A 19,456-nucleotide genomic window follows, 5' to 3' on the forward strand; every position below is an offset into this window, starting at 1 on the left:
CCTGGTGGCAGCGTGAGAAGCATGACGACTGTCGCGGAGCTGTTGATCGAGTCCCTCGCCGAGCACGGGGTCAAGCAGGTCTGGGGCGTGGTCGGCGACGCACTCAATCCGGTCACCGACGCCATCCGACGCGAGGACCGGGTCGAGTGGGTCGGGGTGCGCCACGAGGAGGTCGCCGCCTTCGCCGCGTCCGCCCAGTCCCAGCTGACCGACGACCTCGCCGTCTGCATGGGCACGGTCGGGCCGGGTGCGATCCACCTGCTGAACGGCCTGTACGACGCCAAGAAGTCCCACACGCCGGTGCTGGCGATCTGCGGGCAGGTGCCGCGTGAGGAGATGGGCTCGGACTTCTTCCAGGAGGTCGACAACGACGTCCTCTTCGCGGACGTGTCGGTGTTCTGCCAGACGGTGAGCAGCACCGAGCAGCTGCCCACGCTCGTCGAGCAGGCGGCCAACACGGCCCTGGCCGAGCGCGGGGTCGCGGTGCTGACCCTGCCCGGTGACGTGGGTGGGCTGGACCTGCCGCACGGCACTCCGGTGCCACGCTTCCTGTCGGGCCGCGCCACGCCATCTCCCGAGCCCGAGTCGGTGCGCGCCGCCGCCCAGGCCATCAACGCGGCTGACTCCGTGACGTTGCTGGTCGGCCAAGGCGCGCGGCACGCTCGTGACGAGGTGCTCCAGCTCGCCGAGCGGCTGCAGGCGCCGATGGTGCTGACCCTGAAGGCCAAGCAGGGCTTCGACGACGACAACCCCTACGAGATCGGCCAGTCGGGGCTGATCGGCAACCCGTCCACGGCGCTGGCCTTCGCGTCCTGTGACGTGCTGGTGCTGGTGGGCACCGACTTCCCGTACCCGGAGTTCCTCCCGGAGGGGAAGACCGTGATCCAGCTCGACCTGCGCGGGGCGCACGTCGGGCGTCGGACGCCGGTCGACCACGCGGTCGTGGGCGACTCGCAGCTGGCCCTGGGGGCCCTGCTGCCGCTCCTGGAGGCCAAGGACGACTCCGCCCACCTCGACCACGCCCGCCAGGCCTACGACCTCTGGCGCCAAGGTCAGTCGCGCTTGGCCGACCCTGCCTACGACCACAAGCGCGTCGGTCTGCTGCGCCGCAAGGTCGACAACCCCGATGCCCTCATCCGTCCCGAGCTCCTGGCCGCCGCGGTCGAGCGGCACGCGGCCTCCGATGCGATCTTCACCACCGACACCGGCATGGCGACCGTCTGGTTGAGCCGCTTCGTCAGGATGACCGGGGAGCGTCGGCTGCTCGGCTCCTACAACCTCGGCTCGATGGCCAACGCGATGCCGATGGCGCTCGGCGCCCAGGCGCTGGACCGTGCCCGGCAGGTGATCGCCCTCTGCGGGGACGGCGGCCTCTCCATGCTGATGGGCGACCTGATCACCGCGGTCTCGCACGATCTGCCCGTCAAGCTGGTCGTCTTCGACAACGGCCGCCTCGGCATGGTCAAGCTCGAGATGGAGCAGGTCGGGCTGCCGGAGTTCGGCACGGTGCTGCACAACCCCGACTTCGCCAAGGTCGCCGAGGCGATCGGTATGCACGGGATCCGAGTCAGCGACCCGAAGGACGTCGACGCAGCGGTCGCCGAGGCGCTGGCGCACCCGGGGCCGGTGCTGCTCGACGTGCTGACCAACCCGGACGAGATCGCGCTGCCGCCCAAGCCGACCCTCGAGCAGGGCTGGGGGTTCGCGATCGCGAAGATGAAGGAGTTCGCCGTCTCGCCGGAGTGAGCCGGCGCAGGTCCGCGCGTTTTCGAAGGTCGCCCCCGCGCGTGGAAGAATCGGGGGATCATGCCTGTCTCTGCGCCGAAGCCCGGCTACACCGATCCCGCGATCATCCGGAACTTCTGCATCATCGCCCACATCGACCACGGCAAGTCCACCCTGGCCGACCGAATGCTGCAGCTGACCGGCGTCGTCGACGAGCGGGCCGCCCGGGCGCAGTACCTCGACCGGATGGACATCGAGCGCGAGCGTGGCATCACGATCAAGAGCCAGGCCGTGCGGATGCCGTGGACGGTCACAGACGAAGCGGCGACCGGCCTGGACAACACAGGGCCGGGTACCTACGTGCTCAACATGATCGACACGCCCGGTCACGTCGACTTCACCTATGAGGTGTCCCGGTCGTTGGAGGCCTGCGAGGCCGCTGTGCTGCTGGTCGACGCCGCCCAGGGGATCGAGGCACAGACCCTGGCCAACCTCTACCTGGCCATGGGCGCGGACCTGCACATCATCCCGGTGCTCAACAAGATCGATCTTCCCAGCGCCAACCCGGAGAAGTACGCCGCGGAGCTGGCCGGGCTGGTCGGGTGCGAGCCCGAGGACGTGCTGCGCGTCAGCGCCAAGACGGGCCTGGGTGTCGAGGAGCTGCTCAGCCACATCGTCAACGAGACCCCGCCGCCCGTGGGCGAGGCCGACAAGCCGGCTCGTGCGCTGATCTTCGACTCCGTCTACGACACCTACCGTGGCGTGATCACCTACGTCCGCGTGGTCGACGGCAAGCTCAACCACCGCGACCGGATCAAGATGATGTCGACCAACGCGACCCACGAGATGCTCGAGGTCGGCGTCATCAGTCCCGAGCAGGTCAAGGCCGGTGAGCTCGGCGTGGGTGAGGTCGGCTACCTGATCACCGGCGTGAAGGACGTGCGTCAGTCGCGCGTCGGGGACACCGTCACCACCCAGCACCACGGCGCCTCCGACCCGCTCGGCGGCTACAAGCACCCCAACCCCATGGTCTACGCCGGGCTCTACCCGATCGACGGCGACCAGTTCGGCGACCTGCGCGAGGCGTTGGAGAAGCTCCAGCTCAACGACGCCGCGCTGACCTACGAGCCGGAGACGTCGGGGGCGCTGGGCTTCGGCTTCCGGATCGGCTTCCTCGGCCTGCTCCACATGGAGATCACCCGTGACCGGCTCGAGCGCGAGTTCGACCTCGACCTGATCTCCACGGCCCCCAACGTGGTCTACGAGGTGACCATGGAGGACGGCTCCCAGATCGAGGTGACCAACCCCAGCGAGTTCCCCGAGGGCAAGATCGCCGAGGTGCGCGAGCCCGTCGTCAAGGCCACGATCCTGAGTCCGAGCGACCACATCGGGACGATCATGGAGCTGTGCCAGACCAAGCGCGGCACCCTGCAGGGGATGGACTACCTGTCCGAGGACCGCGTCGAGATGCGCTACGTGCTGCCGATGGGCGAGATCGTCTTCGACTTCTTCGACCAGCTCAAGTCGCGCACCAAGGGCTACGCCTCCCTCGACTACGAACGCTCCGGCGAGCAGGCCGCCGACCTCGTCAAGGTCGACATCCTGCTGCAGGGGGAGCCGGTCGACGCGTTCTCGGCGATCGTGCACAAGGACGCCTCCTACGCCTACGGCGTGATGATGGCCGGCAAGCTCAAGGAGCTCATCCCGCGCCAGCAGTTCGAGGTGCCGATCCAGGCCGCCATCGGTGCTCGGGTCATCGCCCGCGAGAACATCCGCGCCATCCGCAAGGACGTGCTCGCCAAGTGCTACGGCGGCGACATCAGCCGCAAGCGCAAGCTGCTGGAGAAGCAGAAGGAGGGCAAGAAGCGGATGAAGATGGTCGGCCGTGTCGAGGTCCCCCAGGAGGCGTTCGTCGCGGCGCTCGCCACCAGCGGCCCGGCGGGCGACTCGCCGAAGAAGTGACCCGGTGGCCGTTGCGCCTCCCTGACGGGGTGCACGAGATGGCCGCCCGCGGTCCGGACTGGGCGGCGTACGTCGACCGGCTGCCACGCGTGGTGCGCGAGCTCTGCGAGGAGTGGCAGCTCGAGGTCGACGGGGCGTTGCTGCACGGCTCCACCGCCCTGGTGGTGCCGGTGGCCTCCCCGACCGGCCCGGCGATGCTCAAGGTCGCGTTCCCCGACGACGAGTCCGAGCACGAGCACCTGGCCCTGCAGCACTGGCACGGCCAGGGCGCCGTTCGCCTGCTGCGCGCCGGCCCCGGCCGCTCGGCGATGCTCCTGGAGCGCCTCGACACCACCGATCTGAGCGACCTGTGGGACGTCGAGGCGTGCGAGGTCGTCGGCGGCCTGTACTCCTCGCTGCACCAGCCCGCCCTGCCGCAGCTGCGCACGCTCACCTCGTACGTCGCCAGGTGGACCGACCGGCTGGCCGGGCTGCCGCGCAGCGCGCCGTTGCCACGCCGCCTCGTCGAGCAGGCGGCCTCGCTCGGGCGTGACCTCGCCGGTGACGCCGCCAGCGAGGGGCTGATCATCCACGGCGACCTGCACTACGAGAACGTCCTGGCCACGACCCGCCCCGACGGACCCGCATGGCTGGTGATCGACCCCAAGCCGATGAGCGGGGACCCGCACTACGAGGTGGCGCCGTTGCTGTGGAACCGCTGGGACGAGCTGGCCGACGGGTTCGGCGGCGTGCGCGAAGGGGTGCGGCGTCGCTTCCACGCCGTCATCGACGCGGCCGGGCTCGACGAGGAACGAGCCCGCGACTGGGTCGTCGTCCGGATGCTGCACAACGCGATGTGGGAGCTGGAGCGCCACGCTCACGACGGTGCCGCGCCTCCCGACGGCGGCTTCCTCACCACGTGCGTCACGATCGCCAAGGCCGTGCAGGACTGAAGGACTCGCCGCCGTGGCTTGCGCGCGGATCATGGACGGTGAGGGTCAGGGACTGTGAGGGACGCCACTGCGGACGTGAATATTTCGCTACGATCTGCGTCCAGCATGGGGATGCCTACCAACGAGTAGTCGACGTGATCTAGGTTACGTCGCACGCACAGTGATCGATCCGATCTCGCCCGAGCCAGGAGCACCATGCCCGTCAATCACGACACGTCCTTCGTCGACAACCTTCCGCAGAACGTCGCCGTTCTGTTCCTCGACCGGGTGGCGGCCTCGCCCGGCGCCGAGGCGTTCCGCTTCCCGCGTGGCGAGTCCTGGGAGTCCCTCACCTGGCAGCAGGCAGGCGACCTGGTCTCGCGACTGGCTGCCGGGCTGCTGTCGCTCGGGCTGAAGACCGAGCAGCGTGTCGGGATCGCCTCGAGCACCCGCTACGAGTGGATCATCGCCGACCTGGCGGTGATGTGTGCCGCCGGCGCGACGACCACCGTCTACCCGAGCACGAACGCCGAGGACACGGCGTACATCCTCGGGGACTCGGAGTGCCAGTTCGTCTTCGCCGAAGACGACGAGCAGCTCGCCAAGCTGGTCGCGCGGGAGTCCGAGCTCGGCGCCCTGCAGAAGATCATCACCTTCGACGGCACCGCCGACGGCGACAAGGTGATCTCGATGGACGCCCTGGCCGAGCTCGGTGACGCCTACCTGGCCGAGCATCCCGAGGTCATCCGCACCACGGCCGACTCGATCGCCCCCGACCAGCTCGCCACCCTGATCTACACCTCCGGCACGACCGGTCGGCCCAAGGGCGTGCGGCTGCAGCACAAGGCGTGGGTCTACGAAGGCGCCGCGATCCAGGTGCAGGGCATCCTCGACGAGAGCGACCTGCAGTTCCTGTGGCTGCCGATGGCGCACTCGTTCGGCAAGGTGCTCCTCTCCGCGCAGCTGGCGTGCGGCTTCGCCACCGCCATCGACGGCCGCGTCGACAAGATCGTGGAGAACCTCGGCATCGTGAAGCCGACGTTCATGGGCGCGGCACCCCGCATCTTCGAGAAGGCGCACGCGCGCATCGTCACCATGCAGGCCTCCGAGGGTGGTGCGAAGGAGAAGATCTTCAAGCGGGCCTTCGCCGTCGGTGCGAAGGTCGACGAGCTCAAGCTCGCCGGCAAGTCCGTCCCGCTGCCGCTCAAGCTGCAGCACGGCCTCTTCGACAAGCTGGTCTTCAGCAAGGTGCGCGACCGCTTCGGTGGTCGGGTGAAGTTCTTCATCTCGGGATCCGCCGCGCTCAACCCGGAGATCGCGCAGTTCTTCCACGCTGCGGGCATCCTCATCCTCGAGGGCTACGGCATGACCGAGAACGCCGCCGGCGCCACGGTCAACCACCCCGACGCCTACAAGATGGGCACCGTCGGCAAGGCGCTCCCGGGCAGCGAGGTCAAGATCGGTGAGGGCGACGAGGTGCTGCTCCGCGGCCCGCACATCATGGCCGGCTACCACAACAAGGACGAGGAGACGTCCAAGACGATCACCAGCGACGGGTGGCTGCGCACCGGTGACAAGGGGAGCCTGGACGCCGACGGCTTCCTGACCATCACGGGCCGGATCAAGGACCTCTTCAAGACCTCCGGTGGCAAGTACATCGCCCCGTCGTCGATCGAGGCCAAGTTCAAGGCCATCTGCCCCTACGCCAGCCAGTTCATGGTCTTCGGCAACGACCGCAACTTCGTCGTCGCCCTGATCACCCTGGACCCCGACGCGATGACGGACTGGGCGGCGGAGAACGGGATGGCGGACAAGTCGTACGGCGACGTCGTGGCCTCGGAGCAGGTCCAGGCGCTGGTCGCCGACTACGTCGAGCAGCTCAACGCCAAGCTCAACCGGTGGGAGACGATCAAGAAGTGGGAGATCCTCCCCGAGGACCTCACGATCGAGTCCGGCGAGCTGACGCCTTCGATGAAGGTCAAGCGCAACGTGGTCGAGGCCAACAACACCGACCGGATCGCTGCGTTCTACGGCTGAGTGCGACCTGTGGGCCGGCTCACGGCCGGCTCACAGAGCACGCACAGTCGCCGCGTCTTCACTGGGGCAATGACGAACCCGACCGACCCGGACCACGACCACTCCGGCCCGCACGAGCACGACCTGGGGCTGAGCCACGACCTGCCGAAGATCGTCGAGCGCGAACGGCGCTCCCTCGGCCGCCGCGGGTTGCTCGGCCTGTTCGGTGGACTGGGTGCGGTCGCCGTGGTCGGCTGCGCCACCGACGGCGGTACGGCGACCACGGCGACGGCGTCCGACATGGCGTCCTCGAGCGCTGGTGGTCCAGGAGGGACCCCGCCGAACGGTGGGCCGCCCGATGGTGGAGGCGCCCCAGGTGGTGACGCCGGCTCGTCGGTCGAAGTCGCTGATGGCGAGATCCCCGAGGAGACCGCAGGGCCCTACCCGGGCGACGGCTCGAACGGCGTCAACGTGCTGACCGAGAGCGGTATCGTGCGCAGCGACCTCCGGCGGAGCTTCGGCTCCGCCTCCGGCGTGGCTGAGGGAGTCACCACCATGGTGCGTCTCAAGGTCTACGACCTCAACGGCACCGAGGCGACGGCCCTGAGCGGAGCGGCCGTCTACCTCTGGCACTGCGACCGGGCCGGCAGCTACTCGCTCTACAGCGACGCGGCGATCGACGAGAACTATCTGCGCGGGGTCCAGGAGACCGACGCCGAGGGCAACGTCGAGTTCACCACCATCTTCCCCGCCGCCTACGCGGGACGCTGGCCCCACATGCACTTCGAGGTCTACCCCAGCCTGGCCGAGGCGACGAGCTCGGCCAACAAGCTCCGCACCTCCCAGCTCGCCCTGCCCGAGGACGTCTGCAACGACGTCTATGCCACCGCCGAGGGGTACGACGCCAGCGTCGCCAACATGCAGCAGACGCCTCTCGACGGAGACAACGTCTTCAGTGACGGCTACTCCTTGCAGATGGCCGCCGTCAGCGGATCGGTGGACGACGGCTACGTGGTGACGCTCAACGTCCCGGTCTGATGGGTGGTGGCCGCACCTCGGCTGGCGGTGGTGGTGCGGCCCCGCGGGGTGTCAGGGCACGAGCCCACCACGAACGCCCAGGTGAAACACTGCGTGAGTGCCTTCCGCCCTACCTGCCGGCGACCCTGTCCCCGAGGACGGGTCGCTCCCGGACTCGGCGCTGGTCGGCCTCCGAGAACAGCCACTCTCCTTCTACGTCCACGTGCCCTACTGCACGGTGCGCTGCGGCTACTGCGACTTCAACACCTACACCGTCGACGAGCTCGGCGGGGGCGTCTCGCGCGCGACGTACGCCCAGACGGCCATCAGCGAGGTACGGCGCGCCCGCGAGGCCCTGGGCGGGGATGCGCCACCCGTCTCGACCGTCTTCGTCGGCGGCGGCACCCCGACCCTCCTCAGCCCGGACGACCTGGGCAGCATGCTCGCCGCGATCGAGTCGGAGTTCGGCCTGGAGGCGCACGCCGAGGTGACCACCGAGTCCAACCCCGACTCCGTCACCCTCGCCGACCTGGAGAGGCTGCGAGCGGCGGGCTTCACCCGGATCTCGTTCGGCATGCAGTCGGCTGTGCCGCACGTGCTCGGTGTCCTCGAGCGCACCCACGACCCCGCGCGCGTGCCCCAGGTGGTGACGTGGGCGCGGGAGGCCGGCTTCGAGCAGGTCAGCCTCGACCTCATCTACGGCACGCCGGGGGAGAGCCTCGACGACTGGCGCACTTCCCTGGACGCAGCGCTGGCGTGCGAGCCCGACCACGTCTCCGCCTACGCCCTGATCGTCGAGGACGGCACCGCTCTAGCGCGCCGAGTGCGCCGCGGCGAGGTCGCGATGACCGATGACGACGACCTGGCCGACAAGTACCTCCTGGCCGACGAGCGCCTCGAGGCCGCCGGCCTGGGCTGGTACGAGGTCTCCAACTGGGCCCGCGACGAGGGTGCCCGGTGTCGTCACAACATCGCCTACTGGCGCGGCTCGAACTGGTGGGGAGTCGGCCCGGGAGCGCACTCGCACGTCGGGGGGACGCGGTGGTGGAACGTGAAGCACCCGGCCGCGTACGCCGACAGGCTCGCCCGCGGGATCAGCCCGGGGCACGGGCGCGAGGTGCTCGACGCCGACACGCGACGGGTCGAGCGGGTGCTCCTCGAGGTGCGTCTGCGTTCAGGACTGCCCCTCGACGTACTGGACGAAGCCGGGCGCGCGGCGGTGCAGGACGCGGTTGCCCGGGGACTGGGGGAGGTCCACGACGAACGGCTCGTGCTCACCTTGCGAGGAAGGCTGCTCGCCGATGCGGTGGTGCGCGACCTCCTCGGGTGAGACGTCCCTGGCGCCGACCCGTCACTCATGGCAGACGGGTCAGCGCGACTGACGCCGACCCGTCACTCATGGCAGACGGGTCAGCGCGATTGACGCCGACCCGTCACTCATGGCAGACGGGTCAGCGCGTTCCGTAGGCTGAGCGCGTGAGCAACCCGCCCCACGACCCCTACCGTCCGTTCGGCTCGCCCGAGGAGTCGGGAGAGCCGGGCGAGCCGGGTGAACCCGGTGGACCAGGTCCAGTCTGGGGGTCCTCGGGTTCCTACGAGCAGTACCAGCCCGGCCAGGCGTACCCGCCGCCTCCCGCGGCGTACGGCTACCCGCCCCCGCCGACCGGGCATCCGGGCTACCCGTCGGCTCCCTACGGCTACGGCGCGCCGTCGGGTGCGTATGGCATGACGGTCTCGGACAAGAGCAAGACGACCGCCGGCCTGCTCCAGCTGTTGCTGCCCTTCGTCGGGATCTGCGGAGTGGGCCGGCTCTACGCCGGGCACCTGGGGATCGGGCTGACCCAGCTCATCGGCATCTTCGTCTCGTTCTGCCTGTCGGCCGTCTTCATCGGGATCCCGTTCCTGATCGGCTTCTGGCTGTGGAGCGTGATCGACGGGATCGTGATGCTCGCCGGCAGCCAGAGCCTCGACGGCCAGGGTCGCCAGATGCGGTCCTGAGCGCCGCTGCCGTCGATCGGTCGAGACGTCAGTCGACGGTCACGAAGTCGATCAGCTCCTCCACGCGACCGAGCAGCGCCGGCTCGCAGTCGGCGAAGGAGTCGACGCGGGACAGGATCTGCTTCCAGGCCCGGGCGGTGTCGGCCTGCTCGGCGTGCGGCCACCCGAGGTGGGCGCAGACACCCTTCTTCCACTCGACGTCGCGCGGGATGTCGGGCCAGCGCTCCAGCCCGATCCGGTCGGGCTTCACGGCAGCCCAGATGTCGATGAACGGGTGTCCGACGACCAGGACGTGCGGACTGGTGACGGCGTCAGCGATCCGCTGCTCCTTGGAGCCGGGCACCAGGTGGTCCAGCAGCACGCCGACCTTGCGCGTCGGTCCGGGGCCGAAGCCGGCCAGGACCTCCTCGAGGTGGTCGGCTCCGTCGAGCAGCTCGACCACGACACCCTCGATGCGCAGGTCGTCGCCCCAGACCTTCTCGACGAGCTCGGCGTCGTGCTTGCCCTCCACGAAGATCCTGCTCGCTCGTGCGACACGGGCGCGCACGTCTCGCACCGCCACCGAGCCGGATGCGGTGCGTGTCTTGACGGGCTGGGCGACCGGGCGCTTGGGGGCCACGAGGATCACCGGCTTGCCCTCGAGCAGGAAGCCCGGGCCGAGCGGAAAGGTGCGGCGGCGCTGGCGCCGGTCCTCCAGAGTCAGGGTGTACAGGTCGCGATCGACGGCGACGATCTCACCGACCCAGTCGGTGGTGACCTCCTCGACGACGGAGCCGATCTCGGCGGGGGCCTCCACGGCCCGCCCGCGCTTGGGGGCGCGCCAGTCCCCGGAGAGGACGTCGCTGCCGTAGCGTCCGTGCATGTCGGTCACCCGACAACGCTAGGCGGGCGCGGCCCGCTCGCGGGGAGGGCGCGCCGGAGCCTCGGCGTGTGACGCTTCCTACTCCGCGGCGCTCGGGGGGTCCTGCGACTCGTCGGCCGACTTCCCCTCCTCGAGCAGGTCGCCGGCGCTCTCGCCGTCGTCGAGCCCCTTGGCCAAGGGGTTGTCGTCGCCGGCCACGAGGTCGTCGGGCAGCTGGTCGTCATCGATGCCGCTGCCCTGGTGCTCTGTGTGCTCCTGCTCGGATTCGCTCATGCTCGCGAACCTACGCTCGCCCCGGGGCGAGAGGTTCACCCGGCCAGATGAGCGGTCCTCGGGCCACACGGCTCAGATGAGAGGCAGCCGCTTCTGGCTTCGCGGCAGGTGCTCGTAGGCGCGCCGTACGGCGTCCTCGAGCAGGGCCGCCGGGAACGGCCACGACTCGGCGGTGCCCAGGGCCTCGTCGACGGGTACGCCGCGCCCCGCCAGGTCGCGGATCGTCTCGGCGAGGATGCCGATGTCGTTGCGCTGCTCCTCGACGAAGTCCCGGTCGACCAGGCCCCCGTGCCCAGGGACCACGACCGAGGACGACGAGGTGAGACCGAGCACGATGTCGAGTGTCAGGGGCCACTCCATGGGGAAGCAGTCGGCACCGAAGCCCGGGGTGTGCTCCCGTGGGCCGGACTCCTCGACCAGGTCGCCGGCGAGGAGGACGTCGACGTCCGGAACCCTCACGACGAGGTCGCCGGACGTGTGGCCCCGCCCGGGGTGCACCAGCTCGACGAACCGGTCGCCGAGGTCGAGGGCGACCGCGGAGGAGAAGGTGGTCTCGGCAGGGACGACGGTGGTCGCGATGACCTCGTCGCCGCGCGGTTCGTCCGGGCTGTCGGCGTACACGGCCTTGATCCGTTCGGCCGCCGAGCGCGTGCGCGCGGCAGCCTCCTCATGGGCGTGGATCGGTACGTCGGGCCCGTAGGCCGCGCGGAACTCGCCGTTGCCGAAGGTGTGGTCGAAGTGTTCGTGGGTGTTGACGATCTCCACGACGTCACCGACGCCGAGCGCGCGCACGTCGTCGATGACCTGACGGGCGGCGACGGCGGAGGCGTGGGTGTCGACGACCAGCAGACCGCGCTCGCCGCGCACGAGGGTGACGTTGGCGTCGAACCACTCGTAGCGAGCGACCCAGACCCGGTCGGCGATCTCGGAGAACGACATGGCCCCACCCTACGGAGGCCCGGGCCGCGGCACCCCGGGGCACCGCGGGCTCAGCAGAGTCCGGCGCTCAGCTCGCGGCGCAGCAGCTCGCCGAGCTCGGCGGGGGTCACCGCCGCGTGTGGGAACGCCACGTCACGGCCGTGGGCGCCGTCGGGGTCGACCCAGCGCACCTGCACCCCGCGAGTCGTGAGGTCGCTCAGGGTGACGCCGGCGATCTCGCGGATCGGGCGGTCCACGATCGCGGCCACGGCGTGGCGCAGCTCGTCCTGGTGGCACTGGCTCGCGTGCTCGACGCAGCGCTGCAGGAAGCCGCGGTTGAGGCGGTGCTCGGGTGCTGCGAAGTCCTCGACGGACAGCTGGACGGGAGCGCCGCCGGACGGGGGAGTGAGCGCGACGCGCTCGACCACCAGCACGACCACGTCGCGGGTCTCGCTGCAGCACTCACAGGCGTCGCGACCGCTACGGACCAGCCGGCCGCCGAGGGAGAGGATCGAGGAGCGCTCCGCGCTGCCGGGCGCGCCGACCCCGCTCTCCAGGGACAGCACCGCTCGCCGGCCGCGTCCCGATGCCGCGCGGGCGAGCAGCCGGTCGGAGGGGCAGGAGAAGGTTGGGACGCCGTCCTGGTCCTGCAGGGCGACGTCGTGGCACTCGGCCAGCACGTCGTCGACGCCGTCGACCGTCAGGTCCAGGGTCGCGGGGCAGGACAGGATGCTGCGGGCGGTCGCGGCAGCGGTGGTGGGTTCGACGCGCATGGTCACTCCTGATCCAGGGGTTAGGTTAGGCAACCCTAATGCACGACGTGCAGGTTCTCCAGGGGTGACGCTCAGGGCGCTAGACTTGGCACTCGCTCCGGCTGAGTGCCAGAGTCGAACGATCGAGACGACGATGACGAGGGGAGTCGGCATGCAGGAAGAGCGACGACTCGCCGTGCTGCGCGCCATCGTCGAGGACTACGTCGCCACCGAGGAGCCCGTCGGCTCCAAGGCGCTCGTGGAGCGGCACGGCCTCAACGTCTCCCCGGCCACCGTGCGCAACGACATGGCCGCCCTCGAGGACGAGGGCTACCTGGCACAGCCCCACACCAGCGCCGGCCGGGTGCCGACCGACAAGGGCTACCGCCTCTTCGTCGACCGGCTCACCACCGTCAAGCCGATGAGCGGCGCGGAGAAGCGTGCCATCTCCACGTTCCTGGACGGAGCGGTGGACCTGGACGACGTCGTCTCGCGGTCGGTACGGCTGCTCTCGCAGCTCACCCGCCAGGTCGCCGTCGTGCAGTACCCGACCCTCTCCCGCTCCACGGTGCGTCATGTCGAGCTGGTCGCGCTCGCTCCCGAACGGCTCCTCGTCGTGGCGATCCTCAGCACCGGTCGGGTGGAGCAACGGGTCCTGGAGCTCGACGCACCGATCGACGACACGGCGCTGGCAGACCTGCGCTCGTTGGTCGGTCGCGCCGCCACGGGCGAGCTCATCAGCGACGCCGTCCTCGCACTGGGCCTGCTCGCCGAGGCGCGCCCCGGCCCCGGGCCGGTCGCCGCCGTCGCCGAGCTGCTGGTCGAGGCGATGAGCGACCACCGCTCGCAGGAGCGACTGGTCGTCGGAGGGGCCGCCAACCTGGCCCGGTACGGCGACAGCTTCGACTCCGCCGTACGCCCCCTGCTGGAGGCGCTCGAGGAGCACGTCGTGCTGCTGCGACTGCTCGGCGAGGCCTCGACGTCGGGCATGGTCACCGTCCGCATCGGCGCGGAGGGTCCCATCGAGGAGTTCGCCTCCACCAGTGTCGTCACCACCGGCTACGGCCCCCATGACGACGCCCTGGCCACCCTCGGCATCGTCGGTCCCACGCGGATGGACTACCCCGGCACGATGGCCGCGGTGCGCGCCGTGGCCCGCTACCTCTCTCGCATCCTCGACGAGGGCTGATCGCCAGATCGGCGCCCGTCATCGACTGATCCACCCACGAACCAGAAGGAATCCCGTTGAGCCAGGACCCGTACGACCTCCTCGGTGTCGCCCGCGACGCGGACGCCGACACCATCAAGAAGGCCTACCGGAAGCTCGCCCGTCAGCTGCACCCGGACGTCAACCCGGACCCCGCCACCCAGGAGAGGTTCAAGGAGGTCTCGCAGGCCTACGAGGTGCTCTCCGACCCGCAGAAGCGCCAGGCCTTCGATCGCGGCGGCGACCCGTTCGGCGGTGGCTTCGGTGGCGCCGGCGGGCAAGGGGCCGGCTTCTCGTTCACCGACATCATGGACGCCTTCTTCGGCGGCCAGGGTGGGCAGGGCGGTCCCGGCGGGCGCGGCCCGAAGTCGCGGGTGCGCCGTGGCCAGGACGCCCTCATCCGGATCGAGATCGACCTGGCCGAGGCAGCCTTCGGTGTCTCGCGCGAGCTCAAGGTCGACACCGCCGTGGTCTGCACGACCTGCCACGGCGACGGTGCGGCCCCGGGGAGCCAGCCCGTGCCGTGCGAGACGTGTCGAGGCGTGGGCGAGGTCGCCCACGTGCAGCGCTCGTTCCTCGGTGAGGTGCGCACCCTGCGGCCCTGCGCTGCCTGCCGGGGATTCGGCTCGATCATCCCCGAGCCGTGCCGGGAGTGCTCGGGCGACGGGCGCGTCCGCTCGCGTCGCACGTTGACCGTCAAGATCCCCGCCGGTGTCGACACGGGCACCCGGATCCAGCTCTCCGAGCAGGGCGAGGTCGGGCCCGGTGGAGGACCGGCGGGTGACCTGTACGTCGAGATCCACGTCGCCGAGCACGACGTCTTCGTCCGTCAGGGCAACGACCTGCACTGCGCCGTGTCGGTGCCGATGACGGCGGCCGCTCTCGGCACCACGCTGACCCTGCCGACGCTGGAGGCCGACGTCGAGTCGGGCGCCGGCTCGGGTGTCGAGACCGAGTTCGAGCTGGACATCGCGCCGGGCACTCAGTCGGGCTCCGACCAGGTGCTGCGCGGGCGTGGCGTCCCCGGTCTGCGAGGTGGTCGCGGCGACCTGATCGTGTCGATCGCCGTCGAGACGCCGGGCAAGCTGGACGCGCGTCAGGAGGAGCTGCTCCGCGAGCTCGCAGCCATCCGCGGCGAGGAGAGCCCGGACGGTCAGGTCCGCGGATCGGCGCAGAAGTCGGTCTTCGGCCGTCTCTTCGGCCACTGACCCCGGCCCCGCCAGCCCGACTCCGAGAGCGTCCAGACCGATGTCCCTGCCGTTCCACCTCGTGCCCGACCTGCGTGGCGTCGCCGCCGGCTCGGTCGTCACGGTCGAGGGTGACGAGGCCCACCACGCGGTCGCCGTGCGGCGGCTGCGGGTGGGTGAGCAGGTCGCGCTGACGGACGGCGCCGGGGGGCACGTCGTCGGCGAGGTGTCCTCGACGGGGAAACGGGTCTTCACCGTCACGGTCGAGGCCGTCGAGGCGCACGAACGACCGGAGCCACGGATCGTCGTGGTCCAGGCACTGCCCAAGGGCGAGCGCGGTGAGCTGGCCGTCGAGGTGCTGACCGAGGTCGGCGTCGGTGAGATCGTGCCCTGGGCGGCGACCCGCTCGGTCGCGGTGTGGAAGGGCGAGCGCGCTGACAAGTCGCTGGCCAGGTGGCGCGCCACGGCGCGCGAGGCGGCCAAGCAGTCTCGCCGTCCGTGGCACCCGTACGTCGCCCCGCTCGCCACGACCGCCGAGGTCGCCGGGCGCGTGGCGGAGTCCGATCTCGCCGTGGTGCTGCACGAGGCAGCGGCGTCACCACTGTCCGAGGTGGCGGTGCCGGCGACGGGCACGATCCTCGTGGTCGTCGGCCCGGAGGGTGGCCTCAGCGACGTGGAGATGGCCACGCTCGCTGCGGCGGGCGGCACGACGGTGCGCCTGGGCAGCGAGGTGCTGCGGACGTCGACCGCCGGGGTCGCCGCGGTCTCAGCGATCCTGACGCGCACGCCCCGCTGGGGCTGAGCAGGACCGAGAGGTCAGCTCTCGATCCAGATCAGCTTGAGGGCGGTGAGCAGGTCGGACGGGGCGGCGAGCACGTCGCCGGGCGCATCGGTGAACGGTGCGTCGGTCACCCGGATCTGACCACACGCGAAGTCGTCGAGGACCACGCCGGTGACGTCGCCGCCGTCCTCGTAGGAGAGGAGCCACCGCCGACCGGTCTTGCCGGCGCAGTCCTTCTCCGCAGGCTCCAGCCCACCGAGCAGGTCGGAGATGTTGGTCAGGTCGTCGCCGGTGATCTCGACGGTGTCCCCGGAGCGGTTCCAGGTGGTCGAGGCGGCATCCTCTCCCTCGACGGGAGCGTAGAGGCAGACCGCTGCGGTGCCGGGCTCGCCGAGCTCGGGGACGGACGTCGCCAGCTCGGCGGAGCCGAAGGCGAGCGACGGAGGGCAGAGCTCACCGTCCTGGGAGTCCAGCTCGTCGGTCGGTGCGACCACCTGGGTCTCCGGGGTCTCTCCGTCGGGAGAGTCCGTGGAGTCGCCGCTGCACGCAGGCAGGACGGCGACTGCGAGGAGCAGGGCGGCGGAGGTGGCGAGAGTCCGGGGCGTCATCGCGCTCAACCTACCGTGATGGCCTTGGAATCCTCATACGGTCCGGGGCCTTCACCGGCCGACGGGTCGTCGGTGAGCGCCACGAACGTGTAGTCACCGGGCTCCAGCGAGGACACGTCGACCTCGGTCTCCCACGGGTAGAGCTTGTCGAGGAAGCCCTCGGCCGTGGCGAAGCCGTCGAGCACCGCGGAGTCGCTCCCGTCGCGGACCTCCCACAGCACGGTGGCCTCGAAGGAGCTCGCGACGCCGGAGGCGGTGAAGGTGCCGCTGAGCGCCGCCTCCGAGGTCGGCGTGGTCACGTTGACCAGCGAGAGCACCTCGAGCTGGGGCGAGGCCTTGACCCCGGCGTCGGTGGGCTGTCCGAGCAGGGCGACCGGCTGGTCGCCCTGTACCACCTGGACCGGGAGGCGGGTCTGGGCGATGCCCTGCAGCGTGTAGACCAGCGACTGCACCGCCAGCGCCGCGTCGGCGGGGCTGGTGGCCTTGTCGGCCGTGACGGAGTCGGCGCCGAGCGCGACTACGATCGCGTCGTCGGTGACCTCGATCGACGTGATGCCCAGGGGCGGCAGCAGGGTGCTGTAGTCGGGGTCCAGGGCGTCGCCGGTCACGAGCAGCGCAGCACCGTCCATCAACGGCGCGTCCGCGGAGACCTCGCGGAACTCCCGATAGAGCCTGGGGCCGGTGGGGGAGTCGCCGACGAAGTAGACGGGTGCCGCGACCGTGTCGCTGGACCCGCCGCCGTCGCCCGGCTCGCCCGGCTCGCCGGGCTCCGGCGTCGGGTCGTCGGTCGAGTCGTCGCTGCCGGTGTCCGGCGTCGCCGCGGGCGTCGGCTGCGGGTCGGCGGCGACCGGGTCGGTGTCGTCGCCACCGCCGCAGCCCGTGAGCAGGCCCAGGCCGAGGGCGAGCGCGGCGGCCGAGGTGGCGAGCGAGCGCAGGGAGTGCGGATTCATGGCACCCATCCTGTCGGTGCGGGTGGACGGATCGACGGTCATTCGACGATCACCGTGCGCGTGTCGGTGTCGGTGCCCCGCCCCTCCGTGCCTCCGGTGGGGTCGTCGGTGATGCAGGTCAGCGTGTAGGTGCCGGCCGGGACATCGGTCAGGTCGATGCTGAGCTCCCAGGCATAGAGCCGGGGCTCGATCCAGCCGTCCATCTGCGCGAGGGTGGCACCGAGCTCGGCGCCGTCCTCGGAGAGGAGGGCGCACTGCCCGGAGGCCTCGAAGCTGTTGCCGCGGCCGGTGACGGGCAACGTCTCGCCGCTCGTGAACGTCGAGCCCTCGCTCGGCTCGTCGATGCTCATGTGGCTGAGCACCTCGAGCTCGGGCTCCTTCGCGATCGGGGCGGTGCCACGGTCGATGGACTCGTAGCTCAGTGTGACCGGGAGGTCCGTCTGCTGGAGCGTCTGCAGCGTGTAGACCAGCTGCTGCCGGGCGAGCTCGTCGTCGACGGGAGCGGTGGGGGAGACGACCACCTCGATCTCTGTCTCCTGGACGTCGTAGGACAGCAGGGAGTCTGCGGGCCACAGCGTGCGGTAGTCGGGGTCGGTGGGCGTCGCCATCAGCGCTGCGAGCGGGCTCGCGCTCTCGACGTAGGACCGGTACAACATCGCGGCCGGGGCGTCCGGCCCGTCGGGACCGGGCCCGACGTAGTAGACCGGGTACGTCGTGCGCGCGGGCTCCGGCACGGGCGACGGGGATGCGGCCGGCTCCGCGGCGCGCTGGGGCGACGGCGAGCCGGCGACGAGGGCGACGGCGACGACCGACGCCACGGCGAGGGCACCACCCCCTGCGGCCCACCAGGAGCGGCGCCGACGGGTCGTCCGGCGGGTCCCCTGACGGATGGCGACCAGGCGGTCGGTCGGCTCCACGTCCTCGACCGCCGTGCTCAGGGCGTCGCGCAGGTCCTGGTCGTCGTTCATCGCTCGGATCCGTTCTCGTCGGTCATCTCGTCGGCAAGGAGGGTGCGCAGGGCGGTGGCGCCGCGGGAGGCGTGGCTCTTGACCGCGCCCCGGCTGATGCCCAGGGCGTCGGCGATCTCGGCCTCGGAGAGATCGAGGTAGTAGCGCAGCGCGAGCACCTCGCGCTGCCGGGTCGGCAGCTGGGCCACCGCGTCGAGCACCGCCCGCCGACGGGTCCCCGCCAGCACCGACTCGTCGGCGCCGGGCAGCGGCTCGACGGGCCGCTGCGAGGCCGCGTGCCGGTCGACGACCCCGCGATGGCGCAGCGCCGAGCGGGAGCGGTTGACGACGCTCTGGCGCAGGTAGGCCAGCGCCTTGCCCGGGTCCCTGAGACGTCGCCAGCGTCCGTGCAGCGCCACGAAGGCGTCCTGGACGACCTCCTCGGCGAGTCCCTGGTCTCGTACGAGCAGCACCGCGAGACGCACCAGGGCGCGCCAGTGTGCGGCGTACAGCTGCTCGACGGCCTCGTCGGCGTCCCAGGTGCCTGGAGGGTCCTGGGTCATGACGGTGTCGGTACGGCGGGCATCGGTCCTCACGCTAGTGGGACGCCTGAGCCGACCGTTCGGTTTACCCGGGACGGCACGGGTCTACCGTGGACACATGGACGACTGCCTCTTCTGCAAGATCGTCGCGGGCGACATCCCCGGCGAGATCGTGCACACGACCGAGAAGACCGTCGCCTTCCGCGACATCAACGGCCAGGCGCCGCTGCACGTGCTGGTGGTGCCGCGCGACCACTACACCAACGCGGCCGAGCTGGCGATGGGCGACCCGGAGACCTCGGCCGAGCTGGTCCGCAGCGCGCACGCGGTGGCCACCGCCGACGGCTACGACGACTACCGGCTGGTGTTCAACACCGGTGCGGGCGCCGGCCAGAGCGTCTTCCACACCCACCTGCACGTGATCGCCGGACGCGAGCTGAGCTGGCCGCCGGGGTAGTGGCCGCACTCGCACGCTCGTGCGGGTGTCCTCAGACGAACATGTAGCCGAGGCGCAGCACGGCGAAGAGCACCGGCAGCCCGAAGACCACCAGCAGCACCCACGCCGTGATCCGGTGCAGCGGCTTGGCGCCGTCGAGGTTGCCGGCGAAGTCGAGCAGGGCGCCCTCGGCCACGTGGTGGGTCAGCCCCATCCGCTGGGCGTGGCCGGGGAGGTGCTGCCCGGGGAACCAGTCGGGCGGGGAGTCGTCGTCGGGGGCGTAGTCCTCGTCGAACTCGTCCGCACGGCCGTCAGCCCTCATGCACCAACCGTACGCGACGGCCGGCTCCGGGCCCCTGCTTAT

20 protein-coding genes are annotated in these 19,456 nt (G+C 70.8%); 11 read left to right on the forward strand and 9 right to left on the reverse strand.

Going from position 1 to position 19,456, the window contains the following annotated elements; all coding sequences use genetic code 11:
* The first annotated feature begins 21 nt into the window (after positions 1-21).
* From Q1K33_RS03700 to Q1K33_RS03730, 7 genes are all read left to right on the forward strand, one after another.
* Positions 22-1,746: a thiamine pyrophosphate-dependent enzyme gene (locus tag Q1K33_RS03700; protein ID WP_300400732.1), complete on the forward strand. Its 1,725-nt coding sequence runs from the start codon at positions 22-24 to the stop codon at positions 1,744-1,746.
* A gap of 60 nt (positions 1,747-1,806) precedes the next feature.
* Complete coding sequence (gene lepA, locus Q1K33_RS03705; protein ID WP_300400735.1) at positions 1,807-3,687, forward strand: translation elongation factor 4; 1,881 nt, start codon at positions 1,807-1,809, stop codon at positions 3,685-3,687.
* A gap of 38 nt (positions 3,688-3,725) precedes the next feature.
* Positions 3,726-4,619 (forward strand): aminoglycoside phosphotransferase family protein, encoded by an 894-nt coding sequence (locus tag Q1K33_RS03710; RefSeq protein WP_300400917.1) that lies wholly within the window; start codon positions 3,726-3,728, stop codon positions 4,617-4,619.
* 195 nt (positions 4,620-4,814) lie between these two features.
* A complete protein-coding gene (locus Q1K33_RS03715; protein ID WP_300400737.1) occupies positions 4,815-6,635 on the forward strand; it encodes a long-chain fatty acid--CoA ligase in 1,821 nt (606 codons plus the stop codon).
* A 69-nt stretch (positions 6,636-6,704) separates the two neighbouring features.
* Entirely contained in the window at positions 6,705-7,652 is a 948-nt protein-coding gene (locus Q1K33_RS03720) for a 3,4-dioxygenase subunit beta (protein ID WP_300400740.1), read from the forward strand.
* Between the two features lie 97 nt (positions 7,653-7,749).
* Positions 7,750-8,961: a radical SAM family heme chaperone HemW gene (gene hemW, locus Q1K33_RS03725; RefSeq protein ID WP_300400742.1), complete on the forward strand. Its 1,212-nt coding sequence runs from the start codon at positions 7,750-7,752 to the stop codon at positions 8,959-8,961.
* Positions 8,962-9,107: 146 nt separating this feature from the next.
* On the forward strand, positions 9,108-9,629 hold the full coding sequence (locus tag Q1K33_RS03730; protein WP_300400744.1) for a TM2 domain-containing protein: 522 nt from the start codon (positions 9,108-9,110) through the stop codon (positions 9,627-9,629).
* 28 nt (positions 9,630-9,657) lie between these two features.
* Here Q1K33_RS03730 and Q1K33_RS03735 read toward each other — a convergent pair whose 3' ends face one another.
* The 4 genes from Q1K33_RS03735 to Q1K33_RS03750 form a co-directional block, all read right to left on the reverse strand.
* A complete protein-coding gene (locus Q1K33_RS03735) occupies positions 9,658-10,491 on the reverse strand; it encodes a DUF3097 domain-containing protein (protein WP_300400919.1) in 834 nt (277 codons plus the stop codon).
* 78 nt (positions 10,492-10,569) lie between these two features.
* Positions 10,570-10,764 carry a hypothetical protein gene (locus tag Q1K33_RS03740; RefSeq protein ID WP_300400747.1) on the reverse strand — a complete coding sequence of 65 codons (195 nt, stop codon included), beginning with the start codon at positions 10,762-10,764 and terminating at the stop codon, positions 10,570-10,572.
* Between the two features lie 72 nt (positions 10,765-10,836).
* Complete coding sequence (locus Q1K33_RS03745) at positions 10,837-11,703, reverse strand: MBL fold metallo-hydrolase (protein ID WP_300400751.1); 867 nt, start codon at positions 11,701-11,703, stop codon at positions 10,837-10,839.
* Positions 11,704-11,753: 50 nt separating this feature from the next.
* On the reverse strand, positions 11,754-12,455 hold the full coding sequence (locus Q1K33_RS03750) for a hypothetical protein (RefSeq protein WP_300400754.1): 702 nt from the start codon (positions 12,453-12,455) through the stop codon (positions 11,754-11,756).
* 151 nt (positions 12,456-12,606) lie between these two features.
* Here Q1K33_RS03750 and hrcA point away from each other — a divergent pair, with 151 nt between their 5' ends.
* Genes hrcA through Q1K33_RS03765 form a run of 3 tightly spaced genes read left to right on the forward strand, consistent with a single transcriptional unit; the run spans position 12,607 to position 15,630 of the window.
* A complete protein-coding gene (gene hrcA, locus Q1K33_RS03755; RefSeq protein WP_300400757.1) occupies positions 12,607-13,623 on the forward strand; it encodes a heat-inducible transcriptional repressor HrcA in 1,017 nt (338 codons plus the stop codon).
* A gap of 56 nt (positions 13,624-13,679) precedes the next feature.
* A complete protein-coding gene (gene dnaJ / locus Q1K33_RS03760; protein ID WP_300400760.1) occupies positions 13,680-14,849 on the forward strand; it encodes a molecular chaperone DnaJ in 1,170 nt (389 codons plus the stop codon).
* Positions 14,850-14,889: 40 nt separating this feature from the next.
* On the forward strand, positions 14,890-15,630 hold the full coding sequence (locus Q1K33_RS03765; protein WP_300400762.1) for a 16S rRNA (uracil(1498)-N(3))-methyltransferase: 741 nt from the start codon (positions 14,890-14,892) through the stop codon (positions 15,628-15,630).
* 14 nt (positions 15,631-15,644) lie between these two features.
* Here the strand turns inward: Q1K33_RS03765 and Q1K33_RS03770 are convergent, their stop codons facing one another.
* The 4 genes from Q1K33_RS03770 to Q1K33_RS03785 are packed head-to-tail and all read right to left on the reverse strand — an operon-like array spanning position 15,645 to position 18,677.
* On the reverse strand, positions 15,645-16,217 hold the full coding sequence (locus Q1K33_RS03770) for a hypothetical protein (RefSeq protein WP_300400763.1): 573 nt from the start codon (positions 16,215-16,217) through the stop codon (positions 15,645-15,647).
* 5 nt (positions 16,218-16,222) lie between these two features.
* Positions 16,223-17,167: a Gmad2 immunoglobulin-like domain-containing protein gene (locus Q1K33_RS03775; protein WP_300400766.1), complete on the reverse strand. Its 945-nt coding sequence runs from the start codon at positions 17,165-17,167 to the stop codon at positions 16,223-16,225.
* A 38-nt stretch (positions 17,168-17,205) separates the two neighbouring features.
* Positions 17,206-18,135: a Gmad2 immunoglobulin-like domain-containing protein gene (locus Q1K33_RS03780; RefSeq protein WP_300400768.1), complete on the reverse strand. Its 930-nt coding sequence runs from the start codon at positions 18,133-18,135 to the stop codon at positions 17,206-17,208.
* On the reverse strand, positions 18,132-18,677 hold the full coding sequence (locus Q1K33_RS03785) for a SigE family RNA polymerase sigma factor (protein ID WP_300400771.1): 546 nt from the start codon (positions 18,675-18,677) through the stop codon (positions 18,132-18,134). Before Q1K33_RS03785 ends, Q1K33_RS03780 begins: the two co-directional genes overlap by 4 nt.
* A gap of 97 nt (positions 18,678-18,774) precedes the next feature.
* Here Q1K33_RS03785 and Q1K33_RS03790 point away from each other — a divergent pair, with 97 nt between their 5' ends.
* Positions 18,775-19,113 carry an HIT domain-containing protein gene (locus Q1K33_RS03790; protein WP_300400773.1) on the forward strand — a complete coding sequence of 113 codons (339 nt, stop codon included), beginning with the start codon at positions 18,775-18,777 and terminating at the stop codon, positions 19,111-19,113.
* Positions 19,114-19,144: 31 nt separating this feature from the next.
* Here the strand turns inward: Q1K33_RS03790 and Q1K33_RS03795 are convergent, their stop codons facing one another.
* The gene (locus tag Q1K33_RS03795) at positions 19,145-19,414 is read right to left on the reverse strand and encodes a hypothetical protein (protein ID WP_300400776.1); all 270 of its coding nucleotides are present in this window, start codon (positions 19,412-19,414) and stop codon (positions 19,145-19,147) included.
* Between the last annotated feature and the right edge of the window lie 42 nt (positions 19,415-19,456).

The organism is Nocardioides sp., from assembly GCF_029937575.1.
Classification (GTDB): Bacteria; Actinomycetota; Actinomycetes; order Propionibacteriales; family Nocardioidaceae; genus Nocardioides.

Coding starts and splice junctions, on each gene's coding strand:
- Q1K33_RS03700 (WP_300400732.1), top strand. CDS start 22: ATGACGACTGTCGCGGAGCTGTTGATCGAGTCCCTCGCCGAGCACGGG.
- lepA (WP_300400735.1), top strand. CDS start 1,807: ATGCCTGTCTCTGCGCCGAAGCCCGGCTACACCGATCCCGCGATCATC.
- Q1K33_RS03710 (WP_300400917.1), top strand. CDS start 3,726: ATGGCCGCCCGCGGTCCGGACTGGGCGGCGTACGTCGACCGGCTGCCA.
- Q1K33_RS03715 (WP_300400737.1), top strand. CDS start 4,815: ATGCCCGTCAATCACGACACGTCCTTCGTCGACAACCTTCCGCAGAAC.
- Q1K33_RS03720 (WP_300400740.1), top strand. CDS start 6,705: ATGACGAACCCGACCGACCCGGACCACGACCACTCCGGCCCGCACGAG.
- Q1K33_RS03735 (WP_300400919.1), bottom strand. CDS start 10,491: ATGCACGGACGCTACGGCAGCGACGTCCTCTCCGGGGACTGGCGCGCC.
- Q1K33_RS03740 (WP_300400747.1), bottom strand. CDS start 10,764: ATGAGCGAATCCGAGCAGGAGCACACAGAGCACCAGGGCAGCGGCATC.
- Q1K33_RS03745 (WP_300400751.1), bottom strand. CDS start 11,703: ATGTCGTTCTCCGAGATCGCCGACCGGGTCTGGGTCGCTCGCTACGAG.
- Q1K33_RS03750 (WP_300400754.1), bottom strand. CDS start 12,455: ATGCGCGTCGAACCCACCACCGCTGCCGCGACCGCCCGCAGCATCCTG.
- hrcA (WP_300400757.1), top strand. CDS start 12,607: ATGCAGGAAGAGCGACGACTCGCCGTGCTGCGCGCCATCGTCGAGGAC.
- Q1K33_RS03765 (WP_300400762.1), top strand. CDS start 14,890: ATGTCCCTGCCGTTCCACCTCGTGCCCGACCTGCGTGGCGTCGCCGCC.
- Q1K33_RS03770 (WP_300400763.1), bottom strand. CDS start 16,217: ATGACGCCCCGGACTCTCGCCACCTCCGCCGCCCTGCTCCTCGCAGTC.
- Q1K33_RS03775 (WP_300400766.1), bottom strand. CDS start 17,167: ATGAATCCGCACTCCCTGCGCTCGCTCGCCACCTCGGCCGCCGCGCTC.
- Q1K33_RS03780 (WP_300400768.1), bottom strand. CDS start 18,135: ATGAACGACGACCAGGACCTGCGCGACGCCCTGAGCACGGCGGTCGAG.
- Q1K33_RS03785 (WP_300400771.1), bottom strand. CDS start 18,677: ATGACCCAGGACCCTCCAGGCACCTGGGACGCCGACGAGGCCGTCGAG.
- Q1K33_RS03790 (WP_300400773.1), top strand. CDS start 18,775: ATGGACGACTGCCTCTTCTGCAAGATCGTCGCGGGCGACATCCCCGGC.
- Q1K33_RS03795 (WP_300400776.1), bottom strand. CDS start 19,414: ATGAGGGCTGACGGCCGTGCGGACGAGTTCGACGAGGACTACGCCCCC.